The sequence below is a fragment of the Pseudomonas sp. NBRC 111143 genome (assembly GCF_001320965.1).
GTDB classification, from domain to species: Bacteria; Pseudomonadota; Gammaproteobacteria; order Pseudomonadales; family Pseudomonadaceae; genus Aquipseudomonas; species Aquipseudomonas machongensis.
In genome coordinates, this window is sequence record NZ_BCBT01000045.1 from 18,272 (window position 1) to 37,667 (window position 19,396).

The 19,396-nt window shown below is 59.9% G+C and carries 23 protein-coding genes; 5 read left to right on the forward strand and 18 right to left on the reverse strand.

The features are described 5' to 3' along the window. Window position 1 precedes the first annotated feature (1 nt). The 3 genes from APH44_RS21175 to APH44_RS29360 form a co-directional block, all read right to left on the reverse strand. Window positions 2-1,681, reverse strand: coding sequence for a Mu transposase C-terminal domain-containing protein (locus APH44_RS21175; protein ID WP_003465068.1), 1,680 nt, complete (start codon window positions 1,679-1,681; stop codon window positions 2-4). 76 nt (window positions 1,682-1,757) lie between these two features. Then, entirely contained in the window at window positions 1,758-3,491 is a 1,734-nt protein-coding gene (gene mobF, locus APH44_RS21180) for a MobF family relaxase (protein WP_232879742.1), read from the reverse strand. Between the two features lie 208 nt (window positions 3,492-3,699). Beyond that, complete coding sequence (locus APH44_RS29360) at window positions 3,700-3,939, reverse strand: hypothetical protein (RefSeq protein WP_081791613.1); 240 nt, start codon at window positions 3,937-3,939, stop codon at window positions 3,700-3,702. A 365-nt stretch (window positions 3,940-4,304) separates the two neighbouring features. Between APH44_RS29360 and APH44_RS21185 the strand changes: the two genes are divergently transcribed. Further along, window positions 4,305-4,673, forward strand: a complete 369-nt coding sequence (locus APH44_RS21185; RefSeq protein WP_137188492.1) for a hypothetical protein — start codon at window positions 4,305-4,307, stop codon at window positions 4,671-4,673. A 506-nt stretch (window positions 4,674-5,179) separates the two neighbouring features. Here the strand turns inward: APH44_RS21185 and APH44_RS21195 are convergent. The 15 genes from APH44_RS21195 to APH44_RS21270 all read right to left on the reverse strand — a co-directional run bounded on the left by APH44_RS21195 (window position 5,180) and on the right by APH44_RS21270 (window position 15,928). After that, entirely contained in the window at window positions 5,180-6,199 is a 1,020-nt protein-coding gene (locus APH44_RS21195) for a hypothetical protein (protein ID WP_051555728.1), read from the reverse strand. A 21-nt stretch (window positions 6,200-6,220) separates the two neighbouring features. Further along, a complete protein-coding gene (locus APH44_RS21200; protein WP_028691955.1) occupies window positions 6,221-6,535 on the reverse strand; it encodes a TrfB-related DNA-binding protein in 315 nt (104 codons plus the stop codon). Window positions 6,536-6,558: 23 nt separating this feature from the next. Continuing rightward, the gene (locus APH44_RS21205) at window positions 6,559-6,981 is read right to left on the reverse strand and encodes a hypothetical protein (protein ID WP_028691956.1); all 423 of its coding nucleotides are present in this window, start codon (window positions 6,979-6,981) and stop codon (window positions 6,559-6,561) included. 58 nt (window positions 6,982-7,039) lie between these two features. Beyond that, window positions 7,040-7,867: a DUF932 domain-containing protein gene (locus APH44_RS21210; protein WP_028691957.1), complete on the reverse strand. Its 828-nt coding sequence runs from the start codon at window positions 7,865-7,867 to the stop codon at window positions 7,040-7,042. A gap of 190 nt (window positions 7,868-8,057) precedes the next feature. Continuing rightward, entirely contained in the window at window positions 8,058-8,615 is a 558-nt protein-coding gene (locus APH44_RS21215) for a single-stranded DNA-binding protein (RefSeq protein WP_028691958.1), read from the reverse strand. Window positions 8,616-8,639: 24 nt separating this feature from the next. Beyond that, window positions 8,640-9,035 carry a hypothetical protein gene (locus APH44_RS21220; protein WP_051555729.1) on the reverse strand — a complete coding sequence of 132 codons (396 nt, stop codon included), beginning with the start codon at window positions 9,033-9,035 and terminating at the stop codon, window positions 8,640-8,642. Window positions 9,036-9,705: 670 nt separating this feature from the next. Beyond that, window positions 9,706-9,969, reverse strand: coding sequence for a hypothetical protein (locus APH44_RS29825; RefSeq protein ID WP_134998160.1), 264 nt, complete (start codon window positions 9,967-9,969; stop codon window positions 9,706-9,708). Between the two features lie 11 nt (window positions 9,970-9,980). Then, window positions 9,981-10,421 carry a hypothetical protein gene (locus APH44_RS21230; RefSeq protein WP_028692286.1) on the reverse strand — a complete coding sequence of 147 codons (441 nt, stop codon included), beginning with the start codon at window positions 10,419-10,421 and terminating at the stop codon, window positions 9,981-9,983. A 3-nt stretch (window positions 10,422-10,424) separates the two neighbouring features. After that, window positions 10,425-10,646 (reverse strand): hypothetical protein, encoded by a 222-nt coding sequence (locus APH44_RS21235; protein ID WP_028692287.1) that lies wholly within the window; start codon window positions 10,644-10,646, stop codon window positions 10,425-10,427. Window positions 10,647-10,732: 86 nt separating this feature from the next. Beyond that, window positions 10,733-12,415, reverse strand: coding sequence for a DNA cytosine methyltransferase (locus APH44_RS21240; protein WP_028692288.1), 1,683 nt, complete (start codon window positions 12,413-12,415; stop codon window positions 10,733-10,735). A 51-nt stretch (window positions 12,416-12,466) separates the two neighbouring features. Continuing rightward, window positions 12,467-12,709, reverse strand: coding sequence for a hypothetical protein (locus APH44_RS21245; RefSeq protein WP_028692289.1), 243 nt, complete (start codon window positions 12,707-12,709; stop codon window positions 12,467-12,469). Window positions 12,710-12,854: 145 nt separating this feature from the next. Further along, window positions 12,855-13,946 carry a hypothetical protein gene (locus tag APH44_RS21250; protein ID WP_051555741.1) on the reverse strand — a complete coding sequence of 364 codons (1,092 nt, stop codon included), beginning with the start codon at window positions 13,944-13,946 and terminating at the stop codon, window positions 12,855-12,857. A gap of 337 nt (window positions 13,947-14,283) precedes the next feature. After that, window positions 14,284-14,628: a theronine dehydrogenase gene (locus APH44_RS21260; RefSeq protein WP_226342977.1), complete on the reverse strand. Its 345-nt coding sequence runs from the start codon at window positions 14,626-14,628 to the stop codon at window positions 14,284-14,286. After that, window positions 14,628-14,996 carry a hypothetical protein gene (locus tag APH44_RS21265; protein ID WP_028692292.1) on the reverse strand — a complete coding sequence of 123 codons (369 nt, stop codon included), beginning with the start codon at window positions 14,994-14,996 and terminating at the stop codon, window positions 14,628-14,630. The genes APH44_RS21260 and APH44_RS21265 overlap by 1 nt, the downstream gene beginning before the upstream one ends. A gap of 152 nt (window positions 14,997-15,148) precedes the next feature. Further along, window positions 15,149-15,928 carry a DUF4942 domain-containing protein gene (locus APH44_RS21270; RefSeq protein WP_028692293.1) on the reverse strand — a complete coding sequence of 260 codons (780 nt, stop codon included), beginning with the start codon at window positions 15,926-15,928 and terminating at the stop codon, window positions 15,149-15,151. Window positions 15,929-16,130: 202 nt separating this feature from the next. Here APH44_RS21270 and APH44_RS21275 point away from each other — a divergent pair, with 202 nt between their 5' ends. The 4 genes from APH44_RS21275 to APH44_RS21290 all read left to right on the forward strand — a co-directional run bounded on the left by APH44_RS21275 (window position 16,131) and on the right by APH44_RS21290 (window position 17,588). After that, the gene (locus APH44_RS21275; RefSeq protein WP_028692294.1) at window positions 16,131-16,433 is read left to right on the forward strand and encodes a type II toxin-antitoxin system RelE/ParE family toxin; all 303 of its coding nucleotides are present in this window, start codon (window positions 16,131-16,133) and stop codon (window positions 16,431-16,433) included. Further along, a complete protein-coding gene (locus APH44_RS21280) occupies window positions 16,430-16,729 on the forward strand; it encodes an addiction module antidote protein (protein ID WP_028692295.1) in 300 nt (99 codons plus the stop codon). The genes APH44_RS21275 and APH44_RS21280 overlap by 4 nt, the downstream gene beginning before the upstream one ends. Before the next feature lie 19 nt (window positions 16,730-16,748). Further along, on the forward strand, window positions 16,749-16,970 hold the full coding sequence (locus tag APH44_RS21285; RefSeq protein ID WP_028692296.1) for a hypothetical protein: 222 nt from the start codon (window positions 16,749-16,751) through the stop codon (window positions 16,968-16,970). A gap of 294 nt (window positions 16,971-17,264) precedes the next feature. Continuing rightward, window positions 17,265-17,588: a hypothetical protein gene (locus APH44_RS21290; protein WP_028692297.1), complete on the forward strand. Its 324-nt coding sequence runs from the start codon at window positions 17,265-17,267 to the stop codon at window positions 17,586-17,588. Window positions 17,589-19,396 lie beyond the last annotated feature (1,808 nt).

The following is a 19,396-nucleotide window of genomic DNA, read 5'->3' on the forward strand; positions in this document are numbered from 1 at the left end:
GCTACCACTCCTCGATCTGATCGAACGGTTTGGCCGGCGGCAGGTTGTCTGCCTGCGGGTCAGCCATGTCCACATCCGGCGGTATGGGCTTGGCCGGTGGCTCCGACGTCTTGAGGTGCTGGCGGCGATCAGCGTCGCGCCGCGCCTTGCGCGTGGCCTTCTGGGCGGTGGTCACGATCTCGCGCATCTGCCCGATCATGCGGAACAGCGCCGACTCGTCCACCTGCTCGCGCCCGAGCTGACGCAATTTGGCCAGCGCCTGGCGTTGTTCCCAGAGGGTGACGGCCGGATGGGACAAGGTGCGGTAGTGGATCTCCAGATAGTGCTGACCTTCCGGTTCCAGTACCCAGATGCGGCTGATGTCGCGCGGATCGCGCCGGATCAGGAAGGCGGGCAAGCGCTCGCGCCGGGCAATCCACGGCTTGAGGGCGTCGGCGTAGTAGTGGATGTGGTCGATGACAAAGCCGGTGCGGGTCAGGGTGCGGCGGATCACCGGCAGGAAATCGACCAAAAACGCGGTGGGGCGGGTAACGACGGCCGGGACGCCAACGCGCTCCACGGCCTCGGCCCAGCGCGCGGCCGGCGGCTGGAGCAGGCCGTTGTGCACGGAGCCGTGATAGGTGCCTACCGCCAACGCGAGCCAGCGCTCCAGCTCGCGCAGCGTCAGGGTGGCCATCTTCTCGGAATCGTACTCGCCGCGCTGGCCGGGATTGGAGAAGGTCGTCCCCGGTAATTCGTCGTGGATCATCTGCATCGCCGTGCCGATGATCCGTTCCACGATGCCGCCGTAGTGCGGCTGGCCTGGTGGGCGATAGTCCAGCCGGATGCCATGCTGTTCGCAGCCACGGCGCAGCGCTTCGCTTTTGAACTCGGCCGCGTTGTCCAGATAGAGCAGCCTGGGCTTGCCGCTCATCGGCCAGTCCATTTCCACATTCAGCCCTTCCAGCCAGGGCCGCTTGTCGCAGGCGGCATGCGCGAGGCATAGGCCGACCGAGACGGCGGACGGCGCTTCCAGCGTGACCACCATGCCGAGTACGCAGCGCGTGAACACGTCGATGGCGAGGGTCAAATATGGGCGGCCAATCGGTTGCCGGTCGCGCTCGTCGACCACGATCAGGTCGATGACGGTGTGGTCGATCTGCACCTGTTCCAGCGGCATGGTGACTTCGGGCGGAATGCCACCCGCGCCTTGCAAGGGACGGGCAGCGTCCTGCCCGCCCCGGCTGCGGGCTATTTTCGCCGGGTGTAGTCCGGCAATCCGCTGGGCCACGGTGTTGCGCGCCGGCACCGGCAGCTTCTGGGTTTTGCACGCCTGCGCGACTTCGCGGTGGAACGCCGCCAGGCTGCGTTTCTGCTTGGTCAGGAAGCGCTTTTGCAGCAGCTCGCGGATGATGCGCTCGACCGGTTCCGGCAAGCGCCCCTTGCCTTTGCCGCCGCCGGATCGGCCGGGCGTCAGGTCTGTTACCAGGCCAGTACCCTGCCGGGCGCGACGGATCAGGACATATACCTGTCGCCGGGACAGGCCCAGCGCTTGGGCTGCCTCATCGGCGGCTTCATGCCCGACCACCTCAAGCGCTGCCAGTGGCCCGATGATTTCCGTCCGGTGCCGGGCTTGCGCCCATGCCTCGTCGGGCAGGGTGGCCACGCCTTGCGCGGCAATCGGTGGAGTGTCTGATGTCATGCCCAAACCTCGCTTTGGTGCACACGAGTATTGAGCATAGTCGAGATTGGTGCAGACGACTCCTGATATTGGGCTGTCAGGAGCCGTATGCACACCAAGCGTTACATCCAGTCAGATGGTGCGGTCGTCTTCTGAAAACGACACTTTCGTCCAGGGTCTTGTCTTTGGTGTTGAAAAAGCTGGCCAGGGTATGAGCGTCCATCCCCTCGTTTTTGAGTGCGGCAACTTGGTTCCCATACGGCGCCAATGCGAGGATTCGATAGCCGAGTTGATCCTCTGTCTTGCCGTAACTCATTGCCTCGTTGACGGATGTGAGCAGTTGCACGGCCCGCTCAACGGAGTAGGTTTTGCCCGTACCAGCATCACCCTGAATGCCGACAAACCGATTCTCCGTGCTGACGATGGTCTCGACGGCTTGCCGTTGGCCAGCGGTGAGGGTTGATCCTTCAAGTGCTTTAGCGACCTGCTCCTGGGACATGAGCGGCGTCACCTGGCCCCGGCCAGTGCGCTCAATGGCAAGGATGGCTTTCTCGCGCTTCAAGCCTTTCTGTGTGGTGTAGCGCTTCTCGGTTGGCACCAATGAACCGCGCTCGATGGCGGTGGCCACGTACTGTTTTGCCTGCTTGTCCGTCCAGCCTTTCAACTCCTGCAGGTGAGCTTGCCAACCTGCAGGCGACAACACGGGCGCGTTTTCCGTGGGCTGTGCCATTGAGTAGGCCGGTGCTGACTCTATGAGCGTACCTTGTTGTACCAGCCGGGCTATTTCGGCCCGTACCTGGTCAGGCCCGGCCAACCCTACCGAACGCTGGAGCGCCACGGTCAACAGGTCCAACTGGGTAACAACCTGTTCACGCTCGGTCAGGTGATTGATTGCGTATTGCACAACGGCTTGGGCCGGTGTCAGCCCTGCGGGTAGATTGGGATCAGATGGAACGCGGCCAGCGCCTGACGCTGGGCCTGATTCACCATACTCGCGGCCATCCAATCGGCTTTGTGGGCCGTAGTCGATCCCTAACTCGCGGCTTTTCGTCACCCAATACTGTTTCACCAGATCGTGGTCGCGCTCGTCTTTGTGCGGCCTGGTGGCCATTGAGATAACTTGTTTTTCCAGAGTGGTCGCGTCGGCCCGGGTTTTCCCGTCCTTGGCCAACGCTTCTTCAATGACTTTGCTGCGGCTGGAGAATGCTTCGATCTGTTCCCGTGAAATGTGATTCAGCTCGAAGTTGCCTTTGCCATCGAGTACGCGGATCTCGTAGCCCAGCTCGCGCAGCTCCAAGGCCAGTTGGCCCTTGTACATGGCGTCAACTTCATGCTGAACCTTGAAAATATCGTCGTTGAACAAGGCACGCCATTTACCATCGGCGCGCTGCGTCATGTTCATGATCACCGCATGGGTGTGCAGTTGGGGATCCTTGCCGCGACTCATTTCGTGGCGAAACTTGCCAATGACCATGTTCCCCGTGCGTTCGCGCAGGAACTTGCCCTGTACCTTGCGCCGTGCCTGGGCGAGCTTTTCGACGTGGTGCATGGCCTTGGCCACCGCCCGGTCGTGAGCCAGGGTGACATTTTTGTCGCCGGCGACGAGTGCTTGCATCGACACCGATTTCGGCGCCGAGAATGTCATGTCCAAGCCCATGCGCCGCTTGTTGGTTTCGGCATTGAACGTGGTGTGGATCCGCTCGCCGTTCGGCAACTTGCCATCAAGCAGTTTGGCCAGTTGCAGCTGATCGACGGGGCCGACCAGGCCGAGCCGTTCGGCACCTTCGCCTTGCCACTCGCCGGGTGTTTCCTTGGCGTAGTAGGGGTGCATAGAGAAAACGGAAAAAATCGTACGATAGGCCCTGTGACCCGCAAAGTTCGGGCATGTCTCTGTCAGAGTGTTTGCACTTGCTCGGTTTGCCTTTCATTTCTTGACTACAATCGTGGGAGCTGAAGGATCAGATCCCCTCAACAAAAGCCCCGTCAAGATGCCGGGGCTTTTGTTTTCAGTCCACACCGTTGAGCAGAGAACGACTAGATCATGGTGAGCTGATGCCGGTAGGTGTTGTCATAGAGGTTTGATAGTGCTCCATGTTCAGTCTTTCGCATTCAGCATCTGCTTCTATCTGTGTCGGGTAGGTGAACTGCAATCGCTGCTTATCTTGATTGTCATAAATATCAAACCCGCCAGGAACTGTAGTGGAGTGAAAGCGAGTTCCATTACGAATCGATCCTGTTTCGATGGGGATCGCAGGAACAACAACAAATCTCTGAATCATCGTCGCGTCCTTGTGTTGAGTGAATCTTAACTAATAGCGGCAGCCCGCCACTTCTTCAAGTTTTGATAAACCCAATGACAACCAAGCAGCCTGAAGCCGTGGCCTGTCAGGTTGAAGTCATAGAGGTTTGTAGGGAAACGTCAGGAAAAGCCGAAATAGCCCCTATCTTGACGTACTTCGGTCGTCCGGTCTGACGCCAGGTTGAGGCATACCCCATTCGGACACCGACTACACAACCTAAGGGCTTGCAGGCTGTCAGCAGGGCTTATCGTACGATTTTTTCCGTTTTCTCTATGCCCCCCAAATCGGCGTACGCCGACCGGCTCGATGGTTACCGCCGATACCTGGAAAATCGGGAAGGCAGCTTGCGCCAGATGGCCAGCCACTGCGGCGCGGAACTCGGTGCAGCGCACAAGCGCTGCAAGCGCGACCTGGTGTTTTCATTCCTGCAGGTGGAACGGCTGAACGGGCTGGACATAACTCCGACCCTGGCAGAAAACCTCTGCACCAAGCTGCTCGGGAGAGGGGTGGACGTACGGATTGCGCTGGAGAAATTCGCAACGGAAGGGCGCACAGCCGCCAACAAATCAAAGGTCGGTCCTGAGATCCTGGATCAGCTGGAGGCGACTCTGGAGCCGATGGTGCAAGCCCTGGTCATGGCCATGACAGAGATCCGGGTCCGCTACCGGGATGACTTCGATGACTGCGTAGCACATCGCCGGTTCAAGCCCTAACGCATATATGCGTTAGGGCATCCATTCGGAGGCCGGCGCGTTGGGCTTGCGGATCCAAGGGCGCAGCCCTTGGTCGCCGAAGGCCGCTCTTGCGCAGTCGCCCAGCCCACACACAAAAATCGTCCAGTGAGCGGGGCCCCAACAAGGGCCAGAGCGAACGGTGCAGTTGTCCACGGACCAGGTGCGCATCATCGCCTGGGCGGTGGGCAACTGCAGGGCGATTTCCCGAGCCATGCACTTGCTCCCCACGCGAGCTGCTGCAGCGCCCGGCCTGCTGGCCGGCTCGCCCTCGATCTTGATTACCAGGTGGGATGGGCCATCCCGGCCGTGAGGCCGGGTAAGGAGTTGCCCCCTCGGCCGTACGATACAAACGGCAAGCGGAGCGCGCAGGCCGAAGGCCGGAGGCGTGAGGATGGAAGCCCGAAGGGCCAAGACCCGGCGTGCTTTTGGCCGGGGCTTGGTTCACGACAGCCGCCCCCCGAAGGGGGCACGCACAAGAGGGAGAATCAAACGTCTTTCGGAGCCTGGCCAACTCGGGCGTCATGCCAACCTGGCCACTTTAGGAGGTTGTTCGGGCCGTTGCTGGCCAGCCATTTCTCAAGGTACGCCAGCTGCGAGGGATTCAACTCGGTGAGTTTGGGCAGGGTTTGAGTCGCTTCAACCTCGGCCTGCAGATCCAGCACAAAATCAGGCCCCAACTCGTCCAGCTTGGTCAGCACACCGTCAACGGCTTCCAGCAACTGGCGAGGATCACCGCCTCGATCAGCGTATTCGCCCAGCAGCTCCGACCATTCGTCCTGCTGTGCATCCCATTCCTCTGCTTCCTCGGCCTGCTGATTCATCTGGTCCGGGTCTATAGCTTTCATACCATGCGCCCGCTCCAGCCAGTGATCAGCCAGCATGCGTTCGTCGCTGCCGTTGCTGCCGAAGCGGTCAGCCCGGGGCCTGTTGCCAAAGTTCTGGATGCCGGCCAGGTCGCCAATAAAGCTTTCGAGCAGTTCCGCAGGTTTCATCTGATGCCGGCGTGCTTCCCATTCGAATTCAGGCGGAATGCGTACGGAAACAACTTCTGTTTCATCCGGCACGAACTCGCCTTTGGCACCAGGCACAAGCCCTGCCGGTGCGAGAAAGCCGGTAGGTCGACTGTCGCACCGCCAACCGCATGTCAAATGAGCGCGGTGGTGCGGCCACTTCCCATGGTTAAGCGGCACCATCTGAAATTCATCGTTCGTGGTGTCCAGCTCGTACACGCGGCGCAGGCTTTGATCCTGGTAGGCCCGGAAAATCATGGTGCCATTCCCTGCTGCCGACGACGCAAAATGCGCTGGCAGTACATAGCCCACTTTGCCTACGTCACTCTCATTCACGTAATGAGCGGCGCGCAACGTGTGCTGCTTTCCCTGGTACTCGATAACCAGGTCAGCCGTTTTCCCGTCCTCATTGATCTGGTTAGCAACCAGGGTGACGTTATGAATGGAAACTGAGTGAATCCGGTCAGCCTGGAAAATGAGTTCATCAGACGACATTTCGTCTCTCCTTGTGATTCTTCACTTCGATTTTTGGGCGGCAGGCTGGGGGAATGGCTTGGCCATTTCCCGCACCTGTTCGGCCAACTCGGGGGGCAGCCACACCAGGACGGGGACCAGCTCGCCGGCGCCCTGCTCTTCCAGGATTTTCCGCACACGCTTTACCGCTGCGTGCGCGGTCTGCTTGGTCATCCCCCTGGCCTCGGCTACGTCGGTGATGCGCTGGCCATCGACCAGAACGGCCTTGGCCACCTCGACGGTCGAGATGGCCAGGCGCTTGGAAGCAAACAGGGGCGCAACCTTCTTCCATTCTTCTTTGGTGTACATCGGCTGCATTCATCAGCTCCTAGTGTCGGTAGTCAATCAGCCGCGGCCCCCTGCTGGTGAATCCGCTGCCAGATCTCGCAATGCGTGATGGTCGGCAGCGCTAGGAACGTCCAGTAACGACCGCTTGAACGGGCGTACACGCGCACCAGGTCGCCAACCTCGGGGGCTTGCAGTATGAACGAATCGCCGGCCTCGCCGGCGTTGTAGTCGAGCACCTGAGCGCGGCTAAGCGCGAAGTCATACCGGGTTTCGGTGATGCGCGCCGGCTGGGTGCCGTGGGCGGCTTCCTGCGCTTGCAGAAAGCCTACTTCATCGCCCAGCACAGCGCCGGGGTGCCTTACCTGGATCTCTGGCAGCATCAGCCAGGTTGCGCGAGCGGCCCAAGCATTGGGGCCGATCTGGCGGGCATAGTCGATGATTGCGGTTTGGCCGGGTACATAGAAAACTTTTTGCATGGCTGCGATCTCCCTGCATGGTGCAGACCGGGCGCGCTGGGCGCCCGGCCTGGGGCTGTTAGGCGGCTTGGCGCAGGTGCTGGGCCAGTACCCACAGGGCGCGATTCAATTTCACGTCCTGGTCAATGCCGGAAACGGCACGGGTGCTGGTGCGGCGCCCTTGTTTGTTGCGGCCTCGCAGCCCTCCCTTGATGGTGTTTTCCTGTACGCGGTTGAAGGTCGACCAGAGGTCATTGGTGGCGTCTTCGCGGCGGCGTGGTGCCAGAAGCTGGCTAGCGGTCACCGGAGCCGGGCCGTCTGCCGGGTCGTAACGGTAGGCAAGTGCAGCCTCGGCAAAGGCGTGCTGCAGGTCGCCGCCCACTTGGATGCTTTTCATGGTTTCGCGCTGTTCTTCGATCAGCTGGAAGTGATTCAGGACTTCATAGGCGCCCTCGATCACCTCCCCGATGACATCCTGACGCCCACTGTGACGCACTTTTTGATCAAGCGCGGCATCGCCCAGCACCAGGCCATTGGCGCACACGAAACGGAAGCAACCGCCCATCATCTGGTAGCTGCTGGTGCCGTCGTGGCTGTTCAGCAGGATGATTTCGTTGGCTTCCTTGGCCACGATGGTATCGGCGTGGCGCAGGCGGATCATGTGCTTGGTGTGGTCGCGTTTGTCGGTGTTGCGCACGCGGGTTTGGCAGGCCATGAACGGCATGAACCCTTCGCTGCGCAGTGCTTCCAGTACGTCGACGGTGGGAATGTAGCGGTAACGATCGGAGCGGCTTTCGTGAGCTTCCTCGGCAAAGATCGAGGGCGCTACGCGGGCGATATCGTCATTGGTCAGTGGGCTGTCGCTGCGGACCATGCAAGGGTTACGGAAATTGCTGGATAGACGCATTTTTGAATCTCCTTCGCGATTTGCCTGGAGCGGTTGCCGCCGCTGGTTCCAGGCTGTCGAGGCGGAATTGCTTCGACAGGGTTAGTATCGCAAAGGCTCGAACCTAAGTCAACTATTGGTCAAATCTAATTTGACCGTTTGTCGCGCAGAAAAAAGCCCGACATTGCGCCGGGCCTGGTCTTGCGGGTGTTTACTGAAGCTGCCAGCTGAAACGGTACGGGTCCATGAACGGAATGTCGTCGTCAAAGCTGTCAAAGTCGGCTGCTGGCTGTGGTGCAGGTTGCGGCGCTTGCTGCTGAGCTGGCGGGCGCTGCTGTGGGCGCTGCTGCCGTGGCGCCTGCTGGCGGGGTGCTTGGTCGCCGCCGCCCTGGTTGTACGGATCGCCGCCCTGCTGCTGGTTCTGCGGGCGACCGCCTAGTAACTGCATGGTGCCGTTAATGTCGACAATGATTTCGGTGGTGTAACGCTTGATGCCGTCCTTCTCCCACTCGCGGGTTTGCAACTTGCCTTCGATGTAGCATTGGGAACCTTTGCGCAGGTACTCGCCGGCGATCTCGGCCACCTTGCCGAACAGCGAGACGCGGTGCCACTCGGTACGCTCGACCTTCTGCCCGGTTTGCTTGTCGGTCCACTGCTCGCTGGTGGCCAAGCTGAGGTTAGTTACCGCGTTGCCGTTTGGCAGGTAACGGACTTCGGGGTCCTGTCCGCAAGTCCCAACCAGGATCACTTTATTTACGCCACGGGCCATGATGAATCTCCTTTTCCGTCTGGATTAGTCGTTTTCGAAGCAACCGCAAGGGCAGGTCATGCTGTCCAGGCCGTGCCAGCAAAGGCCGTTGTCGGCGTCTTCCTGGCGTTGTGCTTCGTTTTCACTGGCAGACATATAGCCGTAAGCCTCGCGGGCATACGCAAAGATTTCTGCCACTCCCTCGGCCTGGTCATCGGCGCCGAACTCTGCGTCCATGCTCGCACAGAAGGCGTTATGCACCATCGTGTCATAGGTAGGGAAGCGTTCGCATGCTGCGCCGTACAGGTCATCAACCTTGCGCTCCATCGCCTCGCTATTCGACGCGACCGGCGCCCAAATCTTTTTGGCGAAGTTCAGAAAGTCGCCGGTAGTGAGCCAATTGTGGGCGCTGACTGCGGGGGCCTGAGCGGTGATATTCATGTGTGAAACTCCTTCGCGACTACCCTGGAGCGGTTGCCGCCGCTGGATTCCAGGCTATCGAAGCGGGATTGCTTCGACAGGTTTAGTATCGCAAAGGGCCTAACCAAAGTCAACTATTGGTCAAATCTAAATTGACCGCTTGTCGCACATTCTCGCGTGCGAGAAATCATGCTTTTTTCTGCGCCGTACGCTTGACGGCTCTACCGAGCTGCTTTAATGCCGAGCGTTTGGGCGCGGGAAACAAACGCTTTTCAAAGCAGCAGCCGCGAAGCGGATGCCGCCCTGCTCTTTGGGAATGGAAGCGCGCCACCGCTGGGTGGATCTGCTCGGCAGCCTTCGGTAGGACGCGGTAAGCCAGGACTATCCAGAGCCAGGCCGCGTGCAAGGGGACCGTGGAATACCGCAGGGAGCGCAGCGAGTGAGGATATGCCGCGAAAGCCCCTTGCAGGCAAGGCCTGGTGGCGGATAGGCCATTGGGGCGTCCGCTTCCTACCGATGGTTGCTGAGCTAGCCGCAGTGGTTGCCATGGAACGACCGGCAAGCGGAGCGCGCAGGCCGAAGGCCGGAGGCGTGAGGATGGAAGCCCGAAGGGCCAAGACCCGGCGTGCTTCTGGCCGGGGCTTGGTTCACGACAGCCGCCCCCCGGAGGGGGCACGCACAGGACTGCACCTTACTGGGTCCGTCCAGCCGGATGCAGCGCTTCATCAATGCGTTTCGGCGTCATGGAGGATGCAGCATCCGGCACCAATATTTCGATGCGAGTGGTGGTCGGTGGATGCTCCTGCAGATAACGCACTTTTTCCTGGTACTTCTGATCAAGCCGGCGTTGAAGCATATGCCGCGAAGCGAGCATTTCAACCGTCAAAAGACCTACACCGGCAATCGCACAGAGAACCACGGGTAGCCAGTTGCGCCGTTTGGTCTTGCGTTTCATGGCGAGCCTCGTCAGTTGTCCAGGCGCAGCCCGCCGCCTTTGAGGCTGGCCAGCTCGCTGAGCAGCAGCTCGCGCTGCGACGGTGTGATTTTGTTGAGGTACTGCAGCTTGGCCAATGTACCGAGTACAGCGCCGTAACCCATGAGGGGATAGGTCGGATCGGTTCGCCGCCGACGCAACGAATCCTCCAACTGATCCATGGACTGGGCCATCGCTGAGAACTTTTGGCGGATCTCATTGAGGGAGGTGGGCCGGTTTACCAGGTTCGGGAAGTAGTTGGCCAGGCCGGGCCGATCCGAGTCCATCAGGCACTGAATACCCAGCTCCAGATCCTCGCGGGCGGGAGCGGTGGCCACCGACAAAGCCCCCTCGATCTCGGCAACCGAAGCCGTCTCCAGCCACAGCAGCACATCGAGGTACGCGGTCAATTCCTGTTCCGTTCGTTCGTCCATGGCTCAATCCTCAAAATCCATTTCATCGCTGGCATCGACAACCAGGGAGCGGCACTGTTCGGCACGACGCATCAAACTGATGCCCTTACCTGGCCAGAGTGACGCGGCGGCTTCGTACAGCTCGGCGGCTGAATACCACTTCTTCCGATGCTCTGCCAAGCGCGCAGCGGTATGCAGGGCCTGGCTGGAACGTTGGGCTTTGCTCATGGTGAGATCGCGGAACATGGTGTATCTCCTTCGCGTGGTTTCCCGGGGACGGTTGCCGCCGTCTTGACCGGGAAGGTGAGGCGCCCCGGGCGGGGCGCCAGTCGTTATGCTGCCTTGTCGAGGTTGCTGGCCAGCGATAGGCCGACCGCAACAGGTCGTACCCACACCGGCATGTGGCTGAGCAAGAAGGTTTCGCCCTGCTTTGCCAGCAGGAGGGTTTGGGCCATGACGCCTGCAATAGCCTCGGCGGCTTTTGGCGGCACGGCATTACCGATCCGCTCGCGCCACGCCTGATCGCTCAAGCCGTCCAGCTCAAGCATTTCCTCCGGGTCGACCAGGCTTTGCAGCGCGGCCATTTCCAGGGTGGTGAATGGCCGGTGCCAGGTTCCGTCGAGGCTCTGAATCACGCAGGTCAACCGATCATTCGCGGCTGGCATACGCGGATCTGCCACGCTCCACCGGCCATTGTCCAAGCGCGCACTGGCGGAAACAGCGCCGGCCAGGCCCTCCCACGGCACCACGCCATAATGCCCCCCGGTGAGGTAGGCATCGCCTTTCACTCGCCGTAATCCTGGGCGTGGGTCTTGTACTGCAAAGGCGCCCTGCCCTGTCGTGCTGCCTGCAATGACCGTACGTGCGGCACCATCCCAGCGGGTCACGTTGTATTTGCCATGGCCACCAGCTGCACCACGCGGATCTGCCACGCTAAACGTGCCCTGCCCTGGCGACTTGATGCCGATGATTGCGCCGCTCGGGTCCTCCCAGCGCCGTACGCCATATTGTTGGTACTGCGCGGCACTGGCTGGGCTGCGCGGATCTGCGACGGAAAATGCGCCATTGGTGGGGCCAGTTTGACCGGCGACCGTGCCCACTGAATCACCCCAGCCGCGCACGCCGAGATAACCGGAGAATGCTTCCGGCACAATCACAAAGTCGCGCAGGTAGCCATCTTCGATGGCCAACTGATCGAGGCTGCGCCAGTCCTTACCGGCCTCGACCAGGGCAAGGCGTACCCACGTTTTCCATTGCAGTGCAGGAACGCGGTGCATCGGGCCGGCGCGCTCGATATCGCCCGGCAGCGGCATGCGGCCAAGAACAGCACCGACCGATTGCAGGGACTTTTTCTCCGGCTCATAGAGGAACGGCGGCACCTTCTCGACGTGCCGGGCCACCAACAGGAAGCGCTTGCGGCTTTGGGCCAACCCGCCCAGCTCCCCGCAGTCGTGGGTTGTCTCATTCACGGCATAGCCGAAGAAGTTCAGCACCTGGACGATCTGATCGAGCAGGTGGCGACCACGGGTGGCCAGGCGTGGCACATTCTCGAACACGATCAGGCTCACCGGGTTGTGCTGCCAGGCTTCGCACATGAGCCACACGCAGCGCAACGTCAGTTCATTGAGGGCCTGATATTTGGGGGTGAGGCTCAAAGCCTCGGACAACAAGCCAGAAGCCCCCTTGCAGGGGCTGCTGATGAACACCACATCGGGATCCTGGAAGCCCGCAGCGCGGCGTATGTCTGCCGGCGTAGCCTCTCGCCATTCGGCGGGCGGCTCCTTGCCATGAAAGGCGGTGTACTGCTCGCGGGTGAACAGGTCCATTTGTGTACCTGGTACGCCGGCCAAGCGGTCGAAGTCGCGCAGCGCGCCGGCGTCCACATCGACGCCGCCAATGCAGCGCCATTCTGCCTGCAGGTGGCCAACTACCTCTTTGTTCTGGTTGAAACCCTTGGCGCCGCCGCCAAGCCCGCAGCAGAAATGAAAGTGCTTGAGCACATACCTTGTAAGCATGTTCGTCATCCGTCACGAATGCCCGGACACCAGGTCCGGGCGGGGCTGTGGTCAGAGGGCGCGGGCAGTTGCCTCGGCCATATCGCGGAAGATCTCGGCGTGCAGTTCCAGCGGGAACTCCGCGATGACTTCGCGCTGGCCGATGCCGGAACGCTGAGCGACGACGGTGTACATGGTGACGGTGGCGGGGTCTTGCCCTGGGCGGGCCTGGTGGGATGGCTCGACGGTGAAGCCGGCGAACTCGCGCAGCTGCGCGGCTGAGCTGAAATAGAACAGGTGGGTTTCGATAGCCATTGGTGAATCTCCTTCGCTGTGTGCCCGGAGCGGTTGCCGCCGCTGGTTCCAGGCTGTCGAAGCAGGATTGCTTCGACGTACCCAGTATCGCAAAAGCAAAACCTACTGTCAACTATTGGTCAAATCTAATGTGACCGTAAGTTGATTACTGCCATAGCTCCATCTGCTCGGCGGTGATGTCGACCACGGGTATTCCTGGTGTGCGTGAGTCCAAGGCGTTGTCAGGATCTCGCAGGGTGTCGGATAGCTTGGCGAACCGTGCTCGATCAGTAGCGGTGCGCTTGACGTTGAAACCCTCGTCCACAACGTCGTTGACCCGTGCCCACTGATTCCAGGCGAAGCTACGGCCCAGCCCTACCGTGGTCGTCGTGCTGGGGAATCCATCGGCATTGCGCACCAGGTCTTCCCATGAGGCACCGAACTGCACCGCGTCGAAACGACTGTGCTTGCCGGTGAGCGCGTTGCGTTCCAGCAACAGGGCACGCTCCAGCAGATCCGGGTGATTCGCGGCAAGCCAATACAGCTCCCAGTGCTTGGAAGCTGGGCAGAAAAAGCAGGCCGATTTGATCGGCACCAGGTCCGCACCGAGGGCCTGGGTGATCGACCGTACGCAATCGCGCCGGGTCCAGCGGACCAGTTGCAAGGGATAGACATAATCGAAGTCGGCGTCGGCTGGTTTGATCGCCTTAGACCGGCGCAGGTCGGCTTTGCCGCAGTCATACCCGATCAGCTTGACGATGCGCTGCCCGGTTGCCTGGGCATGCTTCCAAAGTGGGTGGGGGGACCTGGCGTTGGGGCCGGAGCGAGCGCCCTTGAGAAACTGATCCTGGGGCACCTGCTTCCACTTCACCGAACAGGACTTCATGCCAAAGGCCAGGCTAGGCAACGTTTCGTTGGCCATGCAGTTGCCGTACAGATCCTGGTATTCAGTGGTCGGCTTGGGCTTTTTCCGGCACACGCTGACAGTCGGCCAGCCCCACGCCCGCAGTACGGAATCCATCGCCTCGATGTGGGCCAGCGTCTCGGGCTTCTCTGCGCCAGTGTCGGCAAAGGTGATGATATCCGGGCGCAACCCTGCCGCGTGCAGAGCTACCAGCATGGCCGTGGAGTCCACGCCAGATCCGAAACAGACGGCCAGCAGCCGCCCTGCCAACGCAGTGCGCAGGGCCTCGACCTGGGCCAGGGATAAAATGGGCTGAGCGCTGTCCAGTGGACAGCCGCGGCTGATCGCGTTCATGCGTGCTCCTTCGCAAGTGCCCGGAGCGGTTGCCGCCGCTGGATCCGGGCACTGTGGGGGTGATTACTCGGTGTCGTCGCCTATCAGGTCGCACAAGCTGGGGGCCAGATCGACTATGGCCGCCCTGTTGTTCGGTCCTGTCACCTCAAACACGCAGGCGCTGTCGGGATCACCATCTGCAATACGCGATTGGAAGTAGTGGCGGGCACACGCCTGTGCTGCCGCCCGGTGGTCGCCTTCAACGTCAACATCAACAGTCCATACAACTCGATAGCTAGGCATTGGGGTTTCTCCTTCGCAGTGCCGGAGCGGTTGCCGCCGCGTGTACCGGCTAGGGTTACTTGCCTTCGAAATAGGTGGGTCGCTGGGCCAGCTCGCGGGCAATCAATTCATCCGCGAACAATGGCGCTTGTTTCTCTATCCGCCGCTCAAGGTTCTTGCGCCGTACCTTGCCCTTGGCCTCGTCGCTCCAGCGCCTCACCGCTTGCGAGGCTGGGAAGTCCAGGCAGACGCCATAGCCTGCTGGGCGGGCCTCCCACGCCTTGCGCATTTCCTCGGGGAGCTTCTGCCCTGCCGGCGCCTCGATCACCAGCAACTCAAAGGCGCCAGGGCAAGGCAGGTGAGGCATACACCAGCGTAGGGAGTAGCGCCACATGGGCGGCGCTACCTGCTGGGTGGCCATCACGCAAAGTCCCACTGTGCCTGATCCCAACCCGGCAGCTTGCGCTGGGCCGCTTGGCGGATGCTGTGCAGGGTGCGGAATGCCTCGGTCGCGTAGTAGTCGCGATTTTGGTTCGACTGGTACTCCAGGCATTGAATGAGCTTGAGGGCTTCAAGGGGGGTGGGTTTGCGCACGGTTTCATCCAGCCCGAACAGTTCGGCCCTGAAGGTTTCGCCCGGATAGCGCGCACGAACCGAGCGCAGGTTTTCGTCCAGCAGTTGCTGGCCCTGGTCGGCCAGGATTTGGTAGGTCGTCGCATCGGGCTTGCCGGTGCAGCCGAACATGAGGATGGCGGAAATATGGAAACGGTCGACGATATAGGCGCTCATGGAAATCTCCTTCGCAACGTGCCCGGAGCGGTTGCCGCCGCTGGTTCCGGGCTGTTGAAGCGGTATTGCTTCGACCTGGTTAGTATCGCAAAGGGGCTTGCATAAGTCAACTATCAGTCAAATCTAATTTGACTGATAGTATATTCCACTTGCTACGCAGCCCGAGCGTCTGGAAGGACGTTGCCGGCATAGTATTCAGCTATCTGCTCGTTCACCTTATCCAGCAGATCCAGGCGCAGGAACTCCAGATGGAGCGTGCCTTTCTTGAAGGCTTTAGCCCGGTAGATCTCGTTCTCGAACACTTCCCCAGCCTGAAAGGCAGCATCCATAGCTGAGGTCAATGCGTGAGGCTGGAAGGGCTTGCCATCGAGCGTTTGAAATACCCTATCAAGGTCATTCAGCTTGTCTTTTGCCCACGAACCGTACCGGATGCAAAGACCACTTGTGAACGAAGATTCGACCATGCCTTCCATGATGACTTTCGGGCCGATGCGGAACGGCTCTTTAGCGTTTGTGCGGTAGTCGTCAGATAGATACCGGAACACATTGAAAACCCCACGCTGGAACATCGATTCGGCGTTTATGCGCAGGTCAATGAACGTCGCGCTAATTGTCGATGCGGTGAATTCAGGCGGGGATGGGCAAAGGCTTTTCTCAAACTCCGCGACGGCCTCCGCGTCCATGAGCTGTTTAAAGCCGGTCATATCGAACGCCCGGCGCCATAGGGAGGTGTCCAGTTCGCGGCGCACCCTGTCCTGGTCTTCCCTGATTTTCCCGGCGTGAGGCATCAGATAGCGACCATGAGGCGCTAGGACTTCCTCGGCCATCTCAAGTGTGCGGCGTGCATCTGCCATCAGGCGCAGCGCTTCCTCGCGGGCAGTTAGCAGATCGTCCAGCGTAGTAGGTAGCGCCAACTCTTTGAAAATAGACATTGTTCTGACTCCTTCGCAACGTGCCCGGAGCGGTTGCCGCCGCTGGTTCCAGGCTTGTCTAAGCGGGATTGCTTCGACGGATTCAGTATCCCAAAAGAAACTGCTTGCGTCAACTCTAGGTCAAATCTATATTTACCATAAATTGACTTTCTCGCATGCGAGAACCTTGTTCAATCGTGATTTATAAGCTACAATCAATCCCATGAAGACAATTAAACAAACCGCCACGTACAGGAACTGGGAACGCAAGCTGCGAGACAAGCAGGCCAAAGCCATCATCGCTGCGCGAGTCTTCCGCGTTGCGCATGGTCTGCTTGGAGACGTTCAACCAGTGGGCCAAGGGATCAGCGAACTGCGTATCCACCACGGCCCCGGCTACCGCGTGTATTTCCAGCAGCGCGGTAACCAGCTGGTCCTGTTGCTGTGTGGTGGGGACAAGAGCAGCCAAGCGCGGGATATCGAAACCGCCAAGTCCTTGGCCAGCCAGTGGAGTGACGATGAATGAAAGAACAATTTTACGACTACGATCCCGCTGATGCGCTGACCGATGCTGAGTCCATCGCAGTATTCATGGAGGACGCATTCGAAACAGGCGATGCGGCCTATATCGCAAAATGCCTGGGTGTCGTGGCCCGCGCCAAAGGGATGACCGCCCTTGCCAATGAATCTGGCCTTTCCCGCGAACACCTTTACCGGTCGTTCTCGGACAAGGGCAATCCGACCTTGAAAACCCTGCTGGCCGTGATGCGTGCCGTTGGCCTGGACCTGACAACACGCAAGCACGTTGAACCGGCACACTAACAACCCAAAAGGAGTCGCTATGAACACGGATCTGATCGTCAAAAGGATTTTGCTCACACCCGTGGCAGCTGGCTTTGGGTGGCTCGTTGCCACCATGATTGTGATCGGCCTTAACCTGGCCTTACCTACCGTTTCAGTCCCATGGATAGAGCGCGCTGGGCCTATCGGCGCCATTGTGGGCATCGCCATTTTTTACTGGATGACCTGGAAAGATGGTCGCTCGGCCACGCGGAAAGGTTAGGCCCATGCCGAGAATTAGCCTTAGCAACAGACTGCGTGACTGGTCGCGTCTATGGGTACTTTCTGGCGATGACATTTCCTGCCAGGAATGCGGAATGGCAACCCGAGCCAGTGAGCCGGACAGAATATTTGTGCATGGATACGGGTGCAGCCTTCAAACCCCAAACCATCAGTTTCCTTGGCGAGATCTGGCTGAGGCAATGGCCAAGCTACCTGGTAAAACCAAAGCTGCCCGTGCCCAAGACCCCTGCTATTACGTGAAATAGGCACCATCCACACAAGGAGTAATACGCACATGGAAAACATCGCTTGCATGACCAAAAGGCCGCGTTACGCCCTCGCTTGGGCGGTATGGGTGGGCGTCGCCGCGTGGGCATCGCTACATTCCCCCTACCCTGGATTCACTGGCTGGGACTATGTGTTATTCGCGTTCCTGGTCATGGTGCCCAAGGGCATAAATGGCGAGTTCCCCGCGTTGACGGATAGCCCTGATGATCTGACGCCGGAGAGAAAACGCCGCTACGTCTATACGCTGATCACGCTGGGGCTTTTTGCCTGCTTGCTGTCACGGCACGTCTCCATTCTCGACAGCCCCCTGGTGCGTGTATTCATCGGCTGAATCAACTGTCCAGAGCGCTTGACCGCAGGCGCTCTTGCAGATCTGCTTTAATGCCGAGCGTTTGGGCGCGGGAAACAAACGCTTTTCAAAGCAGCAGCCGCGAAGCGGATGCCGCCCTGCTCTTTGGGAATGGAAGCGCGCCACCGCTGGGTGGATCTGCTCGGCAGCCTTCGGTAGGACGCGGTAAGCCCGGACTATCCAGAGCCAGGCCGCGTGCAAGGGGACCGTGGAATACCGCAGGGAGCGCAGCGAGCGAGGATATGCCGCGAAAGCCCCTTGCAGGCAAGGCCTGGTGGCGGATAGGCCATTGGGGCGTCCGCTTCCTACCGATGGTTGCTGAGCTAGCCGCAGTGGTTGCCATGGAACGACCGGCAAGCGGAGCGCGCAGGCCGAAGGCCGGAGGCGTGAGGATGGAAGCCCGAAGGGCCAAGACCCGGCGTGCTTCTGGCCGGGGCTTGGTTCACGACAGCCGCCCCCCGGATGGGGGCACGCCCGTGGCGCGCTGGCTCGTTTCCCCCAGCGTTTACTGGTGGATTGCTCAAAAAATAGTTGCCATACCTGTCAACTCTTGCGACTATTAACCCAGTCAGATGATCTTTGCGAGACCTGGCAAAGCGGCTCCTAACCGCGATGCCGAAGAAAACCGCCCTCCTACGGCGGTTTTTTTTCGCCCAAAAAAAGCCTGGTCAGCCCCCTTTTGTGATGGCACAGCGACAGCGGAGCCGGTAATATCGCGGGCAGTCGTTTGTGGCATGTTTGTACCGGGTGGGGTGCCCCCGTTCTAAAGATTCAAAACACTGCTGGGGACGCGGGCCTAGGAATCCGCGCGGATTTGATCCCTGGTTAACATCAGCCCCGCCCGCGTCTCGCAGAGATCATCTGACTTGCTATCTCGTCGTCGGCCTGTGTTCCGGAAAAGCTGCGATAGAGACAGAGGCCCGCACCGTGAGGGTCCTTGGAATGCATAAATTCCTTAAAGATCTCACCATCCAGGTTGTTGCAAAGCTCCTGGTTGAGTGGATCCGCGATAGTTGGAACGGCTAACACCTGACTGACGGAGGAACCCGCTGCGGCCTGGCCAACGCGGGTTTTCTTTTGCCTGTGATCCGGCTCGCTCGCCGGCATCGGCCCCCCAGCGGGCAAAAAAAAGCCCCGCCATCGAGTAGCGGGGCCTACAGCTGTGTTACTAATCAATCAAGGTGGTCACGAATCCAGAGCCAGGCCCTGTACACGTTTGTCAGCTTGGCCAGGAAATCAGCCACGTTGACCACCTCTATGAGACGCTTTAGCGTTTTCATAGAACCCCCAAAAAGGTAGGTCCCTGGCCCGCCGCACTTACCGGACAGTGCAACGGTTTCACTGATCAGCCCCGTAAGGGTGTTGACGCTATCAGCGAACCAGAGTGTTCATCGGCCCTCTCCATTCCCGGCGCGTTGTCCAGACGCGGTGGAAAGGCCCCCCAAGGCAGCAAGCCGCCCGGTGCTCTACTTCATACCGCAAAAACCATGACCGAAAAAAGCCTTTTTACGCGTTTGTGAAGTTTATTTTTCCGAATGACGACGGGGGCTTGACGATGCCCAGCAATGCCGCTAGGTGGCGGCAACAGGCTGATAAACTGGGCATATTCGCTCAAACTCCCAAAAAAATTGCGTTAGCCAAAATGATGATCGCTTTACTCGGCGCTTCGGTGAATCTTCCGATGATCAATTTTGATCATTGCGCCGGTCGCTGTTCGGCTATTGCGCAACCAGTACCACTGTATTTACTATCGGCCTTGTTGACGCTATCAGCGAACCGCGAAACGAACG

Bases quoted from the DNA above. Each gene is read 5' to 3' on its own strand.
- APH44_RS21175 (WP_003465068.1), bottom strand. From the start codon at position 1,681: ATGACATCAGACACTCCACCGATTGCCGCGCAAGGCGTGGCCACCCTG.
- mobF (WP_232879742.1), bottom strand. From the start codon at position 3,491: ATGCACCCCTACTACGCCAAGGAAACACCCGGCGAGTGGCAAGGCGAA.
- APH44_RS29360 (WP_081791613.1), bottom strand. From the start codon at position 3,939: ATGATTCAGAGATTTGTTGTTGTTCCTGCGATCCCCATCGAAACAGGA.
- APH44_RS21195 (WP_051555728.1), bottom strand. From the start codon at position 6,199: ATGTCGTCTGATGAACTCATTTTCCAGGCTGACCGGATTCACTCAGTT.
- APH44_RS21200 (WP_028691955.1), bottom strand. From the start codon at position 6,535: ATGCAGCCGATGTACACCAAAGAAGAATGGAAGAAGGTTGCGCCCCTG.
- APH44_RS21205 (WP_028691956.1), bottom strand. From the start codon at position 6,981: ATGCAAAAAGTTTTCTATGTACCCGGCCAAACCGCAATCATCGACTAT.
- APH44_RS21210 (WP_028691957.1), bottom strand. From the start codon at position 7,867: ATGCGTCTATCCAGCAATTTCCGTAACCCTTGCATGGTCCGCAGCGAC.
- APH44_RS21215 (WP_028691958.1), bottom strand. From the start codon at position 8,615: ATGGCCCGTGGCGTAAATAAAGTGATCCTGGTTGGGACTTGCGGACAG.
- APH44_RS21220 (WP_051555729.1), bottom strand. From the start codon at position 9,035: ATGAATATCACCGCTCAGGCCCCCGCAGTCAGCGCCCACAATTGGCTC.
- APH44_RS29825 (WP_134998160.1), bottom strand. From the start codon at position 9,969: ATGAAACGCAAGACCAAACGGCGCAACTGGCTACCCGTGGTTCTCTGT.
- APH44_RS21230 (WP_028692286.1), bottom strand. From the start codon at position 10,421: ATGGACGAACGAACGGAACAGGAATTGACCGCGTACCTCGATGTGCTG.
- APH44_RS21235 (WP_028692287.1), bottom strand. From the start codon at position 10,646: ATGTTCCGCGATCTCACCATGAGCAAAGCCCAACGTTCCAGCCAGGCC.
- APH44_RS21240 (WP_028692288.1), bottom strand. From the start codon at position 12,415: ATGCTTACAAGGTATGTGCTCAAGCACTTTCATTTCTGCTGCGGGCTT.
- APH44_RS21245 (WP_028692289.1), bottom strand. From the start codon at position 12,709: ATGGCTATCGAAACCCACCTGTTCTATTTCAGCTCAGCCGCGCAGCTG.
- APH44_RS21250 (WP_051555741.1), bottom strand. From the start codon at position 13,946: ATGAACGCGATCAGCCGCGGCTGTCCACTGGACAGCGCTCAGCCCATT.
- APH44_RS21260 (WP_226342977.1), bottom strand. From the start codon at position 14,628: ATGGCCACCCAGCAGGTAGCGCCGCCCATGTGGCGCTACTCCCTACGC.
- APH44_RS21265 (WP_028692292.1), bottom strand. From the start codon at position 14,996: ATGAGCGCCTATATCGTCGACCGTTTCCATATTTCCGCCATCCTCATG.
- APH44_RS21270 (WP_028692293.1), bottom strand. From the start codon at position 15,928: ATGTCTATTTTCAAAGAGTTGGCGCTACCTACTACGCTGGACGATCTG.
- APH44_RS21275 (WP_028692294.1), top strand. From the start codon at position 16,131: ATGAAGACAATTAAACAAACCGCCACGTACAGGAACTGGGAACGCAAG.
- APH44_RS21280 (WP_028692295.1), top strand. From the start codon at position 16,430: ATGAAAGAACAATTTTACGACTACGATCCCGCTGATGCGCTGACCGAT.
- APH44_RS21285 (WP_028692296.1), top strand. From the start codon at position 16,749: ATGAACACGGATCTGATCGTCAAAAGGATTTTGCTCACACCCGTGGCA.
- APH44_RS21290 (WP_028692297.1), top strand. From the start codon at position 17,265: ATGGAAAACATCGCTTGCATGACCAAAAGGCCGCGTTACGCCCTCGCT.